16 protein-coding genes and 1 riboswitch are annotated in these 16,539 nt (G+C 62.0%); of the genes, 8 read left to right on the forward strand and 8 right to left on the reverse strand.

Annotated elements, in window-relative coordinates; genetic code table 11:
• Nucleotides 1-12 precede the first annotated feature (12 nt).
• The gene (gene serA, locus HOC_RS09985; RefSeq protein ID WP_035538063.1) at nucleotides 13-1,608 is read right to left on the reverse strand and encodes a phosphoglycerate dehydrogenase; all 1,596 of its coding nucleotides are present in this window, start codon (nucleotides 1,606-1,608) and stop codon (nucleotides 13-15) included.
• 136 nt (nucleotides 1,609-1,744) lie between these two features.
• Nucleotides 1,745-2,908: a phosphoserine transaminase gene (locus HOC_RS09990; RefSeq protein WP_035538064.1), complete on the reverse strand. Its 1,164-nt coding sequence runs from the start codon at nucleotides 2,906-2,908 to the stop codon at nucleotides 1,745-1,747.
• A 134-nt stretch (nucleotides 2,909-3,042) separates the two neighbouring features.
• On the opposite strand from HOC_RS09990, the gene HOC_RS09995 reads away from it, so the two are divergent.
• The gene (locus HOC_RS09995; RefSeq protein ID WP_035538065.1) at nucleotides 3,043-3,879 is read left to right on the forward strand and encodes a TauD/TfdA dioxygenase family protein; all 837 of its coding nucleotides are present in this window, start codon (nucleotides 3,043-3,045) and stop codon (nucleotides 3,877-3,879) included.
• Here the strand turns inward: HOC_RS09995 and HOC_RS10000 are convergent.
• Both HOC_RS10000 and HOC_RS10005 read right to left on the reverse strand, forming a co-directional pair.
• Nucleotides 3,876-4,523 carry a lysoplasmalogenase family protein gene (locus HOC_RS10000; RefSeq protein WP_035538066.1) on the reverse strand — a complete coding sequence of 216 codons (648 nt, stop codon included), beginning with the start codon at nucleotides 4,521-4,523 and terminating at the stop codon, nucleotides 3,876-3,878. The two genes, HOC_RS09995 and HOC_RS10000, sit on opposite strands and share 4 nt — an antisense overlap.
• 6 nt (nucleotides 4,524-4,529) lie before the next feature.
• A complete protein-coding gene (locus HOC_RS10005; RefSeq protein ID WP_051624723.1) occupies nucleotides 4,530-4,931 on the reverse strand; it encodes a YkvA family protein in 402 nt (133 codons plus the stop codon).
• A gap of 65 nt (nucleotides 4,932-4,996) precedes the next feature.
• Between HOC_RS10005 and HOC_RS10010 the strand changes: the two genes are divergently transcribed.
• The gene (locus HOC_RS10010; RefSeq protein WP_035538067.1) at nucleotides 4,997-5,776 is read left to right on the forward strand and encodes an SDR family NAD(P)-dependent oxidoreductase; all 780 of its coding nucleotides are present in this window, start codon (nucleotides 4,997-4,999) and stop codon (nucleotides 5,774-5,776) included.
• A 151-nt stretch (nucleotides 5,777-5,927) separates the two neighbouring features.
• On the opposite strand, the gene HOC_RS10015 is transcribed toward HOC_RS10010, so the two are convergent.
• Together HOC_RS10015 and HOC_RS10020 are read right to left on the reverse strand one after the other, a co-directional pair.
• Nucleotides 5,928-6,689 (reverse strand): VWA domain-containing protein, encoded by a 762-nt coding sequence (locus HOC_RS10015; protein ID WP_035538068.1) that lies wholly within the window; start codon nucleotides 6,687-6,689, stop codon nucleotides 5,928-5,930.
• 155 nt (nucleotides 6,690-6,844) lie between these two features.
• Entirely contained in the window at nucleotides 6,845-7,735 is an 891-nt protein-coding gene (locus tag HOC_RS10020; protein WP_035538069.1) for a stearoyl-CoA 9-desaturase, read from the reverse strand.
• A gap of 174 nt (nucleotides 7,736-7,909) precedes the next feature.
• On the opposite strand from HOC_RS10020, the gene HOC_RS10025 reads away from it, so the two are divergent.
• Complete coding sequence (locus tag HOC_RS10025; protein ID WP_156950446.1) at nucleotides 7,910-9,076, forward strand: hypothetical protein; 1,167 nt, start codon at nucleotides 7,910-7,912, stop codon at nucleotides 9,074-9,076.
• Here the strand turns inward: HOC_RS10025 and HOC_RS10030 are convergent.
• Together HOC_RS10030 and HOC_RS10035 are read right to left on the reverse strand one after the other, a co-directional pair.
• Nucleotides 9,073-9,657 (reverse strand): exopolysaccharide biosynthesis protein, encoded by a 585-nt coding sequence (locus HOC_RS10030; RefSeq protein WP_051624725.1) that lies wholly within the window; start codon nucleotides 9,655-9,657, stop codon nucleotides 9,073-9,075. The two genes, HOC_RS10025 and HOC_RS10030, sit on opposite strands and share 4 nt — an antisense overlap.
• Before the next feature lie 84 nt (nucleotides 9,658-9,741).
• A complete protein-coding gene (locus HOC_RS10035; protein ID WP_035538071.1) occupies nucleotides 9,742-11,211 on the reverse strand; it encodes an AMP-binding protein in 1,470 nt (489 codons plus the stop codon).
• 178 nt (nucleotides 11,212-11,389) lie between these two features.
• Here HOC_RS10035 and cobT point away from each other — a divergent pair, with 178 nt between their 5' ends.
• From cobT to HOC_RS10065, 5 genes are all read left to right on the forward strand, one after another.
• Nucleotides 11,390-12,403 (forward strand): nicotinate-nucleotide--dimethylbenzimidazole phosphoribosyltransferase, encoded by a 1,014-nt coding sequence (cobT, locus tag HOC_RS10040; protein WP_035538072.1) that lies wholly within the window; start codon nucleotides 11,390-11,392, stop codon nucleotides 12,401-12,403.
• Nucleotides 12,400-13,158 carry an adenosylcobinamide-GDP ribazoletransferase gene (gene cobS / locus HOC_RS10045; RefSeq protein WP_035538073.1) on the forward strand — a complete coding sequence of 253 codons (759 nt, stop codon included), beginning with the start codon at nucleotides 12,400-12,402 and terminating at the stop codon, nucleotides 13,156-13,158. Before cobT ends, cobS begins: the two co-directional genes overlap by 4 nt.
• Nucleotides 13,149-13,685, forward strand: a complete 537-nt coding sequence (gene cobC / locus HOC_RS10050) for an alpha-ribazole phosphatase (RefSeq protein WP_051624727.1) — start codon at nucleotides 13,149-13,151, stop codon at nucleotides 13,683-13,685. Before cobS ends, cobC begins: the two co-directional genes overlap by 10 nt.
• Complete coding sequence (gene cobO, locus HOC_RS10055) at nucleotides 13,675-14,277, forward strand: cob(I)yrinic acid a,c-diamide adenosyltransferase (protein WP_035538074.1); 603 nt, start codon at nucleotides 13,675-13,677, stop codon at nucleotides 14,275-14,277. The genes cobC and cobO overlap by 11 nt, the downstream gene beginning before the upstream one ends.
• A gap of 55 nt (nucleotides 14,278-14,332) precedes the next feature.
• Nucleotides 14,333-14,522, forward strand: a riboswitch (cobalamin riboswitch).
• A 166-nt stretch (nucleotides 14,523-14,688) separates the two neighbouring features.
• A complete protein-coding gene (locus HOC_RS10065; protein ID WP_035538077.1) occupies nucleotides 14,689-16,536 on the forward strand; it encodes a TonB-dependent receptor plug domain-containing protein in 1,848 nt (615 codons plus the stop codon).
• Nucleotides 16,537-16,539: the final 3 nt, after the last annotated feature.

A 16,539-nucleotide genomic window follows, 5' to 3' on the forward strand; every position in this document is an offset into this window, starting at 1 on the left:
GGCCGTGACGCCCTAGAAGGTCAGCACTTTCGCATAGCGGACCTGCGGCAGCTTCTCCAGCTTGTCCATCAGGGCATCGGCGGGAACCGAGTCGATCCCGATCAGGGCAATCGCCTCCCCGCCCGCTTCGGTCCGGCCGAGGTGGAAGGTCGCGATATTCACCTTCGCTTCGCCCAGCATCTGGCCAAGCGCGCCGATAAAGCCCGGCTTGTCGAGATTGTTCACATAGAGTGTGACCGGCGAGAAATCGCCTTCGAGCGCCATGCCCTTGATCTCGACGATGCGCGGCTGGCCAGCGATGACCGTGCCAGCCAGCGTGCGCCAGCCGCCTTCAGTCGCGTTCTTGGTCGCCTTGGTCTTCACCTTGACGCGGATCAGGCTGTCATAGACCGGGCTTGCCTCGGTCTTGGTCTCGGTCAGCTTGACGCCGCTATCGGCGAGGATGGCCGGGGCAGACACCATGTTCACATCACCACGCGAAGCCCGCAGCAGGCCGGCCAGCAACGCCGCTGTCAGCGGCTTGCGGTTAAGGTCAGCGACCTCGCCTTCATACTCGATGACAACTTCATCATAGCCGAAGTCCGAGATCTGGCCGGCAAACGAGCCGAGCTTCTCGGCAAGGCCTGCGAACGGTTTGATGCGCGGGGCTTCTTCCGCCGTGATCGACGGCATGTTCAGCGCGTTGGTCACAGCACCGGAGAGCAGGTAGTCCGACATCTGTTCAGCAACCTGAAGCGCCACATTCTCCTGCGCTTCGTTCGTCGCAGCGCCAAGGTGCGGCGTTGCGATGAAGTTCTTCTTGCCGAAGAGCACGTTCTCCTTGGCAGGCTCGACCGCAAACACGTCGAATGCCGCGCCAGCCAGATGGCCGCTTTCCAGCATGTCGGCAACGGCCTCCTCGTCGACCAGGCCGCCACGGGCACAGTTGACGATGATGAGGCCTTTCTTGGTCTTGGCGAGGTTCTCGCGCGACAGCACATTGCGGGTCTGGTCCGTCAGCGGAACGTGCAGCGTGATCACGTCAGCGCGCTTCAGCAGTTCTTCCAGTTCCACCTTCTCGACGCCGAGTTCAATGGCGCGCTCGTCCGTCAGGAACGGGTCATAGGCGACCACTTTCATCTTCAGGCCGATGGCGCGTTCAGCGACACGGCTACCAATATTGCCGCAACCGATCAGGCCGAGCGTCTTGTAGCTGACCTCGATGCCCATATAGCCGGACTTCGGCCATTTGCCTTCTTGCGTCTCGGCATTGGCGGCCGGGATTTGGCGCGCTGCCGCAAACATCATGGCGATGGCATGTTCGGCCGTCGTGATGGCGTTGCCGAACGGCGTGTTCATGACCACGACGCCCTTGGCGGTCGCCGCCTTGATATCGATATTGTCGACGCCGATACCGGCCCGGCCAATGACTTTCAGGTTCGTTGCGGCAGCCATGACATCCGCGTTCGGCTTGCAGGCCGAGCGGACGACGAGGCCATCATATTCAGGGATTTCAGCGATCAGCTGTTCCGTATTCAGGCCGGTCTTGGTGACCGTTTCGATGCCGCGCGCATGAAAGATTTCAACGGCGGCGGGGGAGAGCGTATCTCCGATAAGGACTTTTGGCATCTTGGTTCTCTTTGCGAATTCGGGGCGCGTGGCCCGGCTCTCCTTGGACGTTTCTGAGGATGAGCCTGCTTGTGGGGAGTTTCCGCGCGCCCTCATCCTCAGCGAAACCGAAGGACGAGGGCGCGGGAGAAAGCGGCTAAAGGCTCGCGGCTTCTTCCGCGAAGGCCCAATCGAGCCAGGGCGTCAGCGCAGCCACATTCGACGGCTCAACAGAGCCACCGCACCAGATGCGCAGTCCCGGAGGGGCCTTTGCGTAACCGGCAGCGTCGAAGCAGGCGTTTTCCTTTTCGAGGCGCTTCATCATGCGCTTCACGAAATCGCGCTGGCCGTCCTCGTCGAGGCCCGCAACGCGCGGATCGACGATCTTGAATGTCACCCCGGTGTTCGAACGCACGGACGCATCCGGGCAAAGGAAGTCGACCCAGTCGGTCTTCGCAACCCAATCCGTGAGGTAGCCAAGGCTCTCGTTCGAGCGCGCTTCAAGGGCCTTCCAGCCACCAAGGCTTTCACACCAGTCGAGCGCCTGCAGGAAGTCTTCAACGCACAGCATCGAAGGCGTGTTGATCGTCGCGCCTTCAAACAGCGCTTCGTCCAGCTTGCCACCCTTGGTCATGCGGAAGAGTTTCGGCAGCGCGCGGTCAGGCGTGTAGCTTTCAAGGCGGGCAACAGCGCGCGGGCTCAGCACCAGCATGCCATGCGCGGCTTCGCCGCCGAGGCATTTCTGCCAGCTATAGGTAACGACATCGAGCTTGGCCCATTCAATGTCCTGCGCGAAGGCAGCCGAGGTCGCATCGCAGATCACGACGCGGTCAGGGTTCGGCTTGATCCAGTCAGCGTTTGGCACGCGCACACCGGAGGTCGTGCCGTTCCATGTGAAGATGATGTCGGCATCGTCGCGCGCCTGTGTGAAGTCAGGCAGCGCGCCATAGTCTGCGCCATATGTCTTGCAGTCAGGCAGCTTCAGCTGCTTGGTCGCATCCGTCACCCAGTCCTGGCCAAAGCTTTCCCAGGCAAACACGTCAACAGGCTTGGCGCCGAGCATCGACCACATGCACATCTCGACAGCGCCCGTATCGGACGCTGGCACGATGGCCACGCGGTAATCATCAGGAATGCCAAGCAGCGCCTTGGAACGGTCGATAGCGGCCTTCAGCTTCTTCTTCGCATCACCGGAGCGGTGCGAGCGGCCAAGGACGGCAGTTTCGAGTTTTTCGAGGGAAAATCCGGGACGCTTGGCGGTCGGGCCGGAAGAAAAATGCGGGCATGCTGGAAGCACGCCGGGTTTGGCGGTCGTCGTCATCTGTTTTACTCCTATCCTCACAGATAGGCTGCATGCCGTTGGGGGCATGTGGCCCGCCGCGTCAGTCGCATATTTGATGGAGGCTTGCAAATGACATTCTTGCATACGTCCCGTGACGGTGGTTCATTTCCCGCATGACCCTCACGATCCAGCCTCTCACCGGCACACTCGGCGCAGTCATCCACGGCGCAGATCTGACATCTGACCTGTCAAACGCAGAATTCGACGCCATCCATCAGGCCTTTCTTGACCATAAGGTCATCGTCCTGCGCGGCCAGAACGGCCTGACGCCGGACCGCCAAAAGGCCTTTGCCCGCCGGTTCGGCACGCTGAACATCCACCCCTATGTGAAGGGCATGGACGGCCATCCGGAACTGCTGGAGATCATCAAGGAGCCGGACGAGAAGACCAATTTCGGCGGCGGCTGGCATTCCGACATGAGCTTTCTGGAAGAACCCGCCCTCGGCTCCATCCTCCATGCAATCGAAGTCCCGCCCTATGGCGGCGACACATTGTTCGCTGACCAGCAGGCGGCCTATGACCGTCTCTCCCCCGGCCTGCAGAAGACGCTTGGCACCATGACGGCCATCCATACTGCCAGCAAGGAATACGGCGCCGATGGCTATTCCGCTGCCGTACGCCAGTCGATGGACGCCAAAGCGGCCCCGGAAGCCCCCGAATACGAACACCCCGTCATCCGCACCCACCCCGAAACCGGCCGCAAGGGCCTCTTCGTCAACCCGGCCTTCACGCTGCGCTTTGCCGGATGGAGCCGCAAGGAAAGCCGTCCCCTGCTGAACTACCTGTTCGACGTGTCAAAGGAAGAGCGCAACACCTGCCGCGTCCAATGGCAGGCAGGCGACGTCACGATGTGGGACAATCGCTGCGTCTGGCACTATGCCCTCAACGACTATCACGGCCACCGCCGCCACATGCGCCGCGCCACGGTCGATGGCGACAGGCCCCGCTAGGCCAGCGCCGCCAGCAGGCCCCAGCCAATCAGCGCCTGCCCACCGAAATAGAGAATCCAGACGGCGAGGGACGAAACGGTGCCCGCTGGCACATCGGCCGGTTTCTTGAACAGCTGCAGCGACAGGATCACATCCGACGCAATGAACATCAGCGCGCCCAGCGTCACCGGCCATAGCACCGGCGGCAGGTTCAGCGCCGCCGCGCCCATCATCAGGATCACAGCCGTATAGGCAAAGACGGGAATGCGCATCTCGCCCAGCCAAGGCGCCAGCCAGCGCAGGAACACCGCCCCGCCAAACACGAGCACAATCTGCGCAACCAGCACGAGCAATGTCCGGTCATCCGCCCCAAGTCCCCAGAACAGGACCACATAGGCCACATGGGCCAGGAAGAAGGCCGCCATGCCGGACTTTAGCCAGGCCTCGCCCTTCAGCGCGAGAAACAGGTCGCCCAGCGAACTCAAGGCCAGCGCAGCCACCAGCAGCAATGGCCCGCCCGCAAGACAGGCCCACAGCGCCAGCAGCGCCGTAGAGCCTGTCTTGATCACAAGCCCGGCAACGCTCTTCTCACGATAGCAGAAGCCCGCACCATACAGCGCGCCGAGCGCCAAGGCGCCATAAAGTGAAATGTCGCCCCCTGTCATACGGGCTTAGTCGGCGTGCTTGATCGGCTCCGGCAGGCGCAGCACGCGTCGGGCCGCCTTCCGGTGGCTTTCCGTCACATACATGCCCACCACGCTCAGCGCTGTCGCTAGCACGGTCGCATCATCGGTAAAGCCAAGGCCCACGATCACATCGGGCAGCGCGTCGGCGGGCATAACGAAATAGGCCACAGCCGCAAAGAGGATAGCTTTCGCTTTCATCGGTGTGAGTGGGTCGCGCGCGGCATAATAGGCCGCTACGAGGTCGTCAGCGAATGGCACACGGCTGATAACGCGCATGACCTTGGGCAGGACGCCGCGCGCGAGGCGCTCATTCCGCTCTATGGTCTTCGGCAGATAAGTGCCGTTACGGCCCCTTACGGTATTTATAATTTCCGCTGCGTCAGTCATTGCGTACTCCTCAGACCATTATAGACACATCCGCGTCCGACGAAAACCAGGGAGGGCAGTGCCCCATGAAACTCGACTCATCCATTTCCGCCGTCATTACCGGCGGTGCCTCCGGCCTCGGTGCCGCAACCGCTACGAAACTCGCCTCCTATGGCGTCAAGGTCGCCCTGTTCGACCTGAACGCTGAAAAAGGCGAAGCCCTTGCAAAAGAGCTTGGCGGTGTCTTCTGCAATGTCAACGTCACCGACGATGCTTCGGTTGATGCCGGCTTCGAAAAATCGCGCGCCGCCATCGGCCAGGAACGCATCCTCATCAACTGCGCCGGCACCGGCAACGCCATCAAGACAGCCAGCCGCGACAAGAACACGGGCGAAGTCAGCCACTTCCCGCTCGACAAGTTCAACATGATTATCCAGATCAACCTGGTCGGCACGTTCCGCTGCATCGCGAAATCCGCCGCTGGCATGATGACGCTCGACCCGATCGACGGCGAGCGCGGCGCGATCGTCAACACCGCTTCGGTTGCAGCTGAAGATGGCCAGATCGGCCAGGCTGCCTATTCCGCTTCCAAGGGCGGCGTTGTCGGCATGACCCTGCCAATCGCCCGCGACCTCAGCCGTGAATTCATTCGCGTCAACACGATCCTGCCGGGCATCTTCAACACGCCGCTTCTGGCCGCTGCGCCAGAGCCTGTGAAACAAGCCCTCGGCGCACAGGTTCCGCACCCTGCCCGTCTCGGCAATCCGGAAGAATATGCATCGCTGGCCACCGAAATGTGCCGCAACGCCTATTTCAACGGCGAAGACGTCCGCCTCGACGGCGCCATCCGCATGGCCCCGCGCTGAGCCACTCGGCACGGCAATGAACAAGGCCCGTCCGGAGCGATCCGGGCGGGCTTTTCTTTTACACCAATATCAAAAAGCCCGCTCGGGCATGAGCGGGCTTTCCTCATCAGGGCAGCTGAACGGGAAGCTATAACCGCCCCGAACCTTTCGCTTACTGGCCCTTGCGCTGTTTTACGCCTTCTTCGTCGGCGGCGGCGCGGTCAGCGTCGTCAAATGTGATCTCGGCTTCTTCGCCCTTGCCATAGGCGCGGGACTTCTTGGCCAGCGCAGACATCGAGTCCTGCATGCGGCCCTGGCCGACAGCCATGGTCTTGGAGGCGCTCATGCCCACGGCATCCGCGTCGCCAAAGCTCGCAAACTCCGCACCGAGGAAGACGACTTCCCAGCCATTGGCCTTGGCCCGGTCAAGCGCCGCCTTGGCACCGTCGCGGGTGATTTCCTTCGATGAGTTCTCATAGCCATCAGTCATGATCACGATCACGGCCTTTTCCGGCTTGTCGGCTTCGGCCAGCGAGACGACGCGGCCGATGGCATCGAACAGCGGGGTCATGCCGCGCGGATTGGCTTCGTCATTGGTGACGTTCGTCCATTTCTCGGCGGGCACTTGCTTGCGCAGCACGTCGAACTGGAGCGATTCCTGATAGTCGAACACGGCGAGCGTAACAGCGGTCTTGATATCCTTGCCCTCGATCTCGCCTTCATCGGCCTCGCCGACGCTCTTGGCATAGGCGTTCACCGAGCCAAGCGCTTCGTCCCAGATACCGCTCATCGAGCCCGTCCGGTCAAGGAGGATATAGGAGTGAACCGACTCGCCCGAGGTGGCGGGTTTCGGTGCCGGCGCCTTGGCGGCGGCGGGCAGGACCATGGCGAGGCTGATACCGGTCATGGCAAGTGTAATGAGCGTGGATTTCATAGGGGCGTCCCTTCCCTGTTGCATCGGCTCCCCAGCCTTGTTGAGAGACAACATTAACAAAGATTAGGGCGCGCCTGTGGCCAAGCTGCGTTCATGCCAAGAAAAAGCCCGCCTTTTAAGGGGCGGGCTTGTTCATCTGCCGTTCACGGAAGGGCTCAGGCGAATTGCGGCGCGATCTTCAGGTTCTTGACCCAGCCGATCTTCTCGAAGGCCAGCAGAATCGTTCCATTATAATCGACAATCCGGTTCCACACGCCTTTGCGGGGGCGGTGCAGCGCGCTGATTGGGGCATCATGGTGATGGTCGTGGAAGGCTTCGCCGCCCGTCAGCAGCGCCATCAAATGGTCTGCCCAGATCGGCGTTTTGAGGTGGCCCAGCACGTTGATGCCATAGACCGTGGCATGGAACTGGATGGCGCGGCCGATCACGACGCTGGCGTGGATCAGCGCGGTCAGCACCAGCGATCCGCCCGTCGCCCAGACGATCAGGTAGATCGCCGCCGGAATGAACAGGTGCACTACAAGGCTGATCTCATTGTAGAAACGGTCCATCCACACGATGACCGGCTGGCCTTTCAGCCACATGGCAATCGGACGGTCGGTGTCTTTCTTGTCGCGCCACAGGATCCAGCCAACCCAGGCCCAGCGCTTGGACTCAAACGGGTTGTGCGGGTCGCCCGGGCCATCGGCAAAGCGGTGGTGCTGCGAGTGATAATTCACCCAGTCCTTCACATTGCCCTGCATGGCGATGATCAGGTTCAGCATGGTCAGGAACTGCGCGGGTGCCTTCAGCTCGCCTGCGCGGTGCTGGAGAATGCGGTGCAACGGGCCAATGCCCGCATTGCATACGAACACAGAGAACGCGATCACACCAAAGGCCAGCGGCAGGTACCACCAGTGAAAAGTCAGCTCGCTTACTGCAAAGCCAAGCACCACCATCGTGATGAACAGGCCAAGGCCGAGGGCCGGATAACCGAAAGCCGAGAAGAAACTTGGAATATCGAACGTCTTCCAACTCTTCGGAATGGCCAGCGAGCGAGGTATCATGGGCGTGGTCTCCAATCGGCCAGCAGGCCGTATTTGCTTTCTGCAAGCCATTCTCAGGCAGGTCCAATTAACACATACTTAAGACCCCGCGCCAGCGTCTACAGGCTTAAATTGTCAGCCCTGACGGACCTGTGATCAAAGGGGTGACGCCGCGCGCCGGATTCGGATAAATGCATGGCAGCGGGAACGTGCGGGGAAGTGAGCGACATGCAGGAAGAACGCCGCCTGAAGGCGATCGAGCGCCTCGTCTCGCTCGGCATCGACCCGGAAGCGAGTCAGGACGAGACCACGCTTGCAATCCCTTGCTCCTTGTCAGGCGATTGCAAGGATGCCGGCGACCCGACACTCCGCATCAATTTCCAGGAAGGTTCGTTCAAGTGCACGAGCTGCCTTGAGCACGGGGACCTCGACGATCTGGTCATCGCCTTCGAGTCCAGCGGCGTGCCGTCAACGGCCGTCGTCCGCAACGCCGAATTCCATGAAGTGACCAGGGCCGAGCCGCACGCAACGAAGACCGCCCTCACACCGCGCCTCAAACCGCTCCCGGAACCACCCTTGAAGCCCCAGCGAACGGTCACGGAAGTCCCTCCCCGGCCCCACCGGAACCTCGGCGAACGCATCATCATCACCCTGCTCGCCCTTGTCTTCCTCGGCGCAGGCCTCAGCGCAGCGGCGCTCTCGGGCTTTGCCAATTACCAGGCCTTTTCCAGTTCGGTGACAGATCCTCTACAAGCCGGAATCTGGGGCTGGACGGGCGTTATCGCCGCCGTGATCTCATTCGGCGGGTTCACCTTCTTTTACTGGCACACGGCCAATAAGCGCATGAAGGAAGGCGTCCGCGCGCTCCTCTTCGCCATTGCCGGCGCCGGCACCAGCATCCTCGGCACGCAAATGTACATCGCGGCCAACAATCAGGCCTCTGAGGCCGAGGTGACCACCGCAGGATCGAACCGCGCCCTTCTGGAACAGCAGCTTGCCGACTGGCGGGTACAACTCTCAGGCATTCCCCCGGAAACACGCTCAGTCGAAGGCCTCGAAGCCTATATTTCGGAAGTCGAACGCGTCGGCCGCACCGAGCAGAAACCTTATCGCGACGCCCAGAACGAACTCGGCCTTGCCCGCCGCCGGGACGACCTCCAGTCAAAGATCGAAGCGGCCAATGCAGAACTGCTCGGCCAGGGCAGCGGCGATATCCTGATCGAGACACAGGCCCGCGCGTCCATACCGAGCTGGTTCTTCGCGGCAATGCTGGAACTCTTCTCAAGCCAGGGTACAAGTATCGGCCTGGTTGCCCTGCTCATACTCTATACGCGCCGCCATGATGCGCCTGCAGTCGACTAGGCCAGAAACGCCATACCCACAACGCCGAACGCTGCGAGGCTGAGGCCCAACGCTACCAGCATCAGCAATCCATCGCGGGCAAAGATGGCGAGGCCGATCATTGTGATCGCCAGTCCGGGCACAGCAACCGCAAACGGCACCATTTCCAGCGGGATCAATGTCAGGCCCAGCATCATCACCACGCCTGCAGCAATCTGGCGCGCCGGCTGGCTGATGGCCCATGACAGCCGGTGAGTTACCCAGGAATCGATTTCCTGCAAAACACCCTTCGCCTTCTCGTCAGCCTTGCGGACCTTCTTCTTGGAAACTGACAGCTTCTCGACCGTCTCAGGCACCCAGACATGCGTGCTGCCGACCATCATCTGGAAGGCAAACAGCACGAGAACCATGCCGATGACCAAGGGCAGGCCCGGTATCGCGCCAAGAGGGGGCAGAACGATCAGGAGGCCGAGAATCGTGAAGATCGGCCCGAACGTGCGATCTTCCCAGAGGTCGAGGAGGTCTCCGAAAGAGACTTTGTCACCCGGGGCTTCGTCGGCGGCTGTCTTCAGGACATTTTGGAGCGGATGATTATTGGCCATGCTCCTCCTACGCCTTCATGACACAGACCGTTCCTTTTTTATTTCTCGCCTTTAGAGAGAATTTCTCTATCGCACCCAGCATACTTAATTTGCCGATTGCAACTGGCCAAGCCGGTCCTCGCGCAGGGCCTTTCGGCGCACCTTTCCGGCATCATCGCGCAGTGGCTCGCGCACCCATTCGACCGAGCGCGGAATCTTGTAGCGCACAAGGCGATCCGCCAGATGCGCCATCAGCGCGGCCTCGTCCGGTTCACCTTCCGGAAAATCGACAATTGCATGCAGCAGCGCGCCAAGGTCTTCGTCCGGCAGGCCGATCACGGCAGACGAGCGAACACCCGGAAAGGCGTCCAGCGCGGCTTCCACTTCAGCGGGGTAAATATTGGCCCCGCCCGAGAGGACCATGTCCGACAGGCGATCCGACAGGTAGAGAAAGCCGTCAGCATCCATCCAGCCGAGATCACCAAGGCTTTCCCAGCCGCCTTCGATGATCTTGGCTTCCGCGCCGAGATATTCATAGGTCGTTCCCGGCCCGGCCAGTGGCCGCATATAGACCTCGCCCACCTCACCGGCGGGCAGCGTCTCTCCGTCTTCGCCGACAATCTTCATTTCGCACGTCTCTACCGGCCGGCCAACCGAACCGCGATGGTTCAGCCAGTCCGTGCCCTGTATCGTGGTGGACCCCTGCCCTTCCGTGCCGCCATAGAGTTCCCAGATCACTTCGGCGCCCAGCCACTCGATAAAAGCTTCCTTCAGCCAGGCCGGGCATGGCGCCGCGAGGTGCCAGATCGTTTTCAGGCTGGAAAGGTCATAACTGTTGCGCACCTCCTCCGGCAGCGCCCAGATGCGGCGCATCATGGTCGGCACGAAATAGGCGATGTCGACGCCCGTCGTCTGGATGCGCTCCAGCACCTGTTCGGCGTCAAAACGGGTGGTGATGACCACGGTGCAGCCCTTGAACAGGGCAATGAACGCCCAGAGGAAGGGCCCATTGTGATAGAGCGGTCCCGGGATCAGCATCGTGCCCTGTTGCTGGATTTCGAGATAGTCCATCTCCGGGTCCCAGGCCGCCGGCAGCTTGGACACGATCAGCTTGGGCCGCCCTGTCGAGCCACCGGACGTCATCGCCTTGATCGAACTCGCCGTCCGCTCTGGCAGCGGCGCGTCCGACAGGGACGCATCCGGCTCAAAGCCCTTGGTGAGGCATGGCACGGGCGCATATTCGCCCGCCTCAACGCCGACTACCAGCGTCGGCTGGCCCAGCTCGATGATCTGGTCGCGCTCGAATTTCGGCAGCTTGGCCGAGATCGGCTGCGGCGTGGCGCCCGCCTTCCAGACGGCAAGACAGGCTTCCATGAACTCGCAGCCATTGGGCAGTGCAATCGTCACGAAATCATCCGGTTTGACACCCATCGCCTCATAGGCCCGCGCGAGCCGGTTGGTGCGGGCGTCAAGCTCGGCCCATGTGCGCGTATCGCCGAGGTGATCGAGCGCAACCCGGTCCGGCTGGATAGCGGCCCAGTGCGCCACGATGCGTGAAAGGGAGATGATTGCCATGGGTTTCCTGCCTTGAAGTCTGTTGTTCACGGGGGCGCATACAGTGTGCGCCGCCTCGCTTCGGCCATACGTGCCACATCTGTTCCGGGCCGTCATCAGGAACATCTGACGCCACAGGATTCCCGGCAAAAGCAACAGCGCCCACTATCCAAGGCGCGCGCATTTGCTATCAGGCGGCATGATCACCCAAGACGCCGACTTCACCGCCGCCCTGCAGCACGCCATCGACAGCAAGACCAAACCGGTCGGTTCGCTCGGCCGCATGGAAGCACTCGCCGCCCGGATTGCCCGCATTCAGGGAACGCTGAAACCCTCCGCCGAAACCTGCCAGCTGACCATTTTTGCCGCCGATCATGGCATGGCGACGGCCGGCGTCTCTTCCTATCCGCAGGATGTGACGCGCCAGATGGTGGCGAACTTCCTGAGTGGCGGCGCGGCAGCGAACGTGTTCGCCCGCAGCCTTGGCGCCGACATCCGCATCGTTGACAGCGGCGTGGCAGGCGAAGCGATTACCCACCCGAATCTGGTCTCACGCCGCATCGCTACCGGCACAGCCAATGCGCTGGATGGCCCCGCCATGACCGAAGCAGAGATGGGCGCAGCGATCGCCACAGGCCGCGCGCTCGGCTCGGAAAAAACACATGACGTCGCCTGTTTCGGCGAGATGGGCATCGGCAACACGTCCGCCTCCAGCCTTGTCGCCGCCAAACTGCTTAGCCTGCCGGTTGAAGAGATCACCGGGCGCGGCACAGGCCTTGATGATGCAGGCCTTGCCCGCAAGCGACAGCTGCTCAGCGCCGCAGCGGCCCGCACCGAAGCACGCCTCTCCGCCCGCACAGCGCTGATGGAATATGGCGGCTTCGAGATCGCCATGATGGCCGGCGCCATGATGGGCGCCGCACAGGCCGGGACAATCGTCATCGTCGACGGCTTCATCGCCAGCGTCGCCGCTCTCTGCGCCCGCGACCTGATGCCTGAGGCAGCGGGCGCCTTCGTCTATGCGCACCGCTCTGCCGAGGCCGGCCATGCCCGCGTCCTCGACGCGCTGGACGCCGAGCCACTGCTCGACCTTGGCATGCGCCTTGGCGAAGGCACCGGCGCCCTGCTCGCCTGGCCTCTGGTGAAAGCCGCCGCCGCCATGCTGCGCGAGATGGCGAGCTTTGACAGCGCAGGCGTCAGCGGCCCTGCATGAAGAACCAGATCGCGTCATTCCTGCTGGCGATCCAGTTCCTGACGCGCCTGCCCGTGCCGGGCTGGTTCACCTATAGCGAGGCGCGCATGTCCGCGTCTGCCGCCTATTACCCGCTCGTCGGTGTGATGGTCGGCGCCCTCTGCAGCGCCGTGTTCTGGAGCGTCTCCCTGCTCTTCCCGCCGCTTGTCAGCGTGATCATCGCCATCGCCGCTGGCCTGCTCGTCACTGGTGCCTTCCATGAGGATGGCCTCGCCGACACGTTCGATGGCATCGGCGGTGGGCACACATGCGACGCCGCGCTGGAGATCATGCGCGACAGCCGCCTCGGCACCTATGGCACGGCGGCCCTTGTCGCCGCCCTCGCGCTGAAGACTGCGACCCTTACCGCCCTGCCCGCGCACATGCTGCTCTTTGCCTTCCCCGCAGCGCATGGCCTGTCACGCCTCTCCAGCGTCATCACGCTTGCCACCAGCCGCTATGTGCGCGCTGAGGGCACAGGCAAGCCCGTCGCCAAGGGCCTCTCCCTGCCAAGCCTGCTGATCGCTTCTGTCACCGGCGCAGCCATCTGCCTCGCATGGATCTATCTGCTGCCCGAAGCGCCCTTGCTGTTTGGCCTCATCGGCCTCGCCATCGGCCATGTCGCCATGCGCGCCTTCTTCGAATTCAAGCTGAAAGGCTATACCGGCGACACGCTGGGCGCGGTGCAGCAGGCAAGCGAGATCGGCTTCTATCTCGGACTGCTCGCATGGCTCTGACCCTTCTGCGCCACACCACGCCCGCCATCGCGTCCGGCATCTGCTACGGCATGACCGACCTCGATGTGGCGGAGACGTTTGCGGCGGAAGCGCGCGACGTGGTGGCCGCACTCCCACCACCGGACCGTATCGCCACAAGCCCGCTGACACGCTGCCGCCTGCTGGCCAAGCATATTGGCGAGGCGATGAACCTGCCGGTCACCATAGACGAACGCCTGCGTGAAATGGATTTCGGCACATGGGAAGGCCTCCCTTGGTCCGACATCCCGCGCGCCGAACTCGACCAATGGGCGGCCGACTTCCTGCATGCCCGCCCCCATGGTGGCGAGAGCGTCGCCACGCTGACCGCGCGCGTTCAGGCAGCACTGGCCGAATGGGACGATAACCAAAGCCATGGCTTGATTGTCACCCATGCGGGCGTCATCAAGGCCGCGCTGGCCAGTGAGGCAACCGCCCAAGGCTACAATACAAGCATCGGCTTTGGCCGGTTCATCACCCTTCGCGAGGACTTCCTGCATGACCACTGACCCGACGCACACGGAAAAGATGAAGGCCCTGCAGACCGAGCAGAAGAAGAAAACATCCGAAGCCCGCGATCCGGGCCGCGGCCTCATCCTCGTCCACACCGGCAATGGCAAGGGCAAGTCCAGCTCGGCCTTCGGCGTCATCATCCGGGCCCTTGGCTGGGGCCAGAAAGTGGGCGTCGTCCAGTTCATCAAGGGCAAGTGGATCACCGGCGAGCGCCAGTTCTTCGCGAAGTTCGCGGATCAGGTGACCTGGCACACAATGGGCGAAGGCTTCACCTGGGATACGCAGGACAAGGACCGCGACATTGCCGCCGCCGAAGCCGCCTTTTCCCGCGCTTGCGAGATGATGAGCAGCGGTGACTATGACCTGATCGTCCTCGACGAGATCAATATCGCGCTGCGCTATGATTATCTCGACGTGCAGGCCGTGATTGATGGCCTCAAGGCCCGATCCGACCGCACCAGCGTCATCCTGACGGGCCGCGATGCCAAGCCGGAACTCATGGATTACGCCGATCTGGTCAGCGAAATGACCGAAGTGAAGCACCCGTTCAAGGCGGGCATCAAGGCCCAGCGCGGCCTGGATTTCTGATCCGGCCTGCGCGTCCTGCAGCGCGCATTTCTGTTGACAGCGTTTCGCGCTTGCAGCAACAGACGCAACAGATGGTGCTCCCCTAACCGGGGGCTAAGAGGGAAGCCGGTTTAAATCCGGCGCTGTACCCGCAACTGTCAGCCAGGAGCTGATGGCCAAACTTGCCACTGGGGCTTTTGCCCTGGGAAGGCCGGCCTGAAGTGATGATCGGTGAGCCAGGAGACCTGCCATCGCGTCGTTCGTCCGAGAACCGGGGAAAGTTCTCAGTGGGCGGGAAGGCTAAACGCCAGTCCTTTGTGACGACAATCGTAAAATTTGGTCTGGCCGCCCGGCTGCGTTTCGCAGTGGGCCAGCATGTCGTTGTGAAATGTACCCTCCTCGCGGGCGGCAAGGGTGCAGAGGAATGCTAATATGTCTTTCAAGACTGCCCTTCTGGGCATGACCATCCTTGCTATGGCTGCGCCAGCCCTGGCCCAGACAATTGATACCGAAGAAACCAAGCTCGACACCGTGATCGTCTCTGGCTCACGTCTCGACCAGACGGCGACGGAAGTCGGCTCCAGCGTGTCGATCATCAGCGCCGAGACCATCGATAAGCTCGGCTTTGATTTTGCCCTTGATGCCATTGCCTCCGCGCCCGGCGTCACCATCAACCAGAGCGGCAGCTTTGGCGGCAACGCAACTGTCCGCATCCGCGGCGCTTCCAGCGACCAGACGCTTGTCCTGATGGACGGCGTGCCGATCAATGATCCATCCGGTACAGGCGGCGGCTACAATTTCGCCTATCTCGACACAGAGAACATCGAACGCATTGAAGTACTCAAGGGCCCGCAATCCACGCTCTGGGGCAGCGACGCGATTGGCGGCGTGGTCGCCATTACCACCAAGCGTCCGGAAGACGGCCTCGGCGGCAGCGCGTTCGGCGAATACGGCTCGTTCAATACATTCCGCGGCGGCGCATCCATTGGCGGTGCCAATGACACCGGCGACTTCCGCATCGCCGCCACCGGCATCACTACGGACGGCATCTCCAAGGCCGACGAAGCCAATGGCAATACCGAGGATGACGGCTACGACTCCACCACACTGTCGGCGCGCGGCGGCCTGAACCTGCCCAGCAAGATGCGCCTCGATGGCACGCTGCTCTACAGCGAGGCCACCAGCGAGTATGACAGCTATTCCGGCGGCGCGCAGGGCAGCACAGCCGATGGCGACGAGTCGACGGAGTCAGATTCGCTCTCAGGCAATTTCTCCCTGAAAGTGCCGCTATTCGATGACAGGCTCGAAAACCTGTTCGTGGTCGGCTATTCCGACATCACCCGCAAGAACTTCACCGACGGCGCACAAAGCTATTTGGCCGAAGGCGACCGGGCGGTCTATCGCTACCAGGGAACGTTCACCGTCAACCCGGCCAACAAGCTGGCCTTTGGCGCTGAACGCGAAGAAACGACGGCCAATGATTCCGATTCGACGATTGATGGCCTGTTTGCCCTCTATGAGTACAAACCGGTTGAAAAGCTGACCCTCACGGGCGGCGTGCGCGTCGATGATACCGACACGTTCGGATCCAAAACCACAGGCCGGGTCGCTGCGGCCTACAGCGCAACCGACCAGGTCCTGCTGCGCGCAAGCTGGGGACAGGGCTTCAAGGCGCCCTCAATCTTCCAGTCGACCTATGTCTGCTCGTTCTGCGGCCTGACAGAACCCAATGCCAACCTGAAACCGGAAACCTCCGAAGCCTATGATCTGGGCGTCGAATGGAATTCTCTGGATGGCCGCGCACAGGCCGGCGCCACCGTCTTCCATCAGGAGACGGAGAACATGATCGACTTCTCCTACACCGCCGGATACGACAATATCGCCTTCGTCACATCCGAAGGCATCGAACTGACCGGCGGCTACCAGTTCACCAACTGGCTCGGCGTCTCGGCCAATTATGCCTATATCGACGCCGAGGATGGCAACGGTAACCCGCTTGTCCGCATGCCGGAACATAGCGGTGACGTCACGGTCTCGCTCGACCCTGAAGGCCCGCTCTCCGGCGCCGTCCTCGTCCGCTACAATGGCGAAGAGCCCAACTCCTCCGGCGGCATGCTGGACAGCTGGACCCGCGTTGACCTGACAGGCCGCTATGACCTGACAGACAGTATCGAGCTCTTCGCACGCATCGAGAACCTTTTCGACGAGCAGTATCAGGAAGTCCTCGGCTACGGCACACCCGGCCTTTCCGGTAGTGTCGGCCTGAGACTGCGTTACTAGAGG

This window comes from Hyphomonas oceanitis SCH89 (genome assembly GCF_000685295.1).
Lineage (GTDB): Bacteria > Pseudomonadota > Alphaproteobacteria > Caulobacterales > Hyphomonadaceae > Hyphomonas > Hyphomonas oceanitis.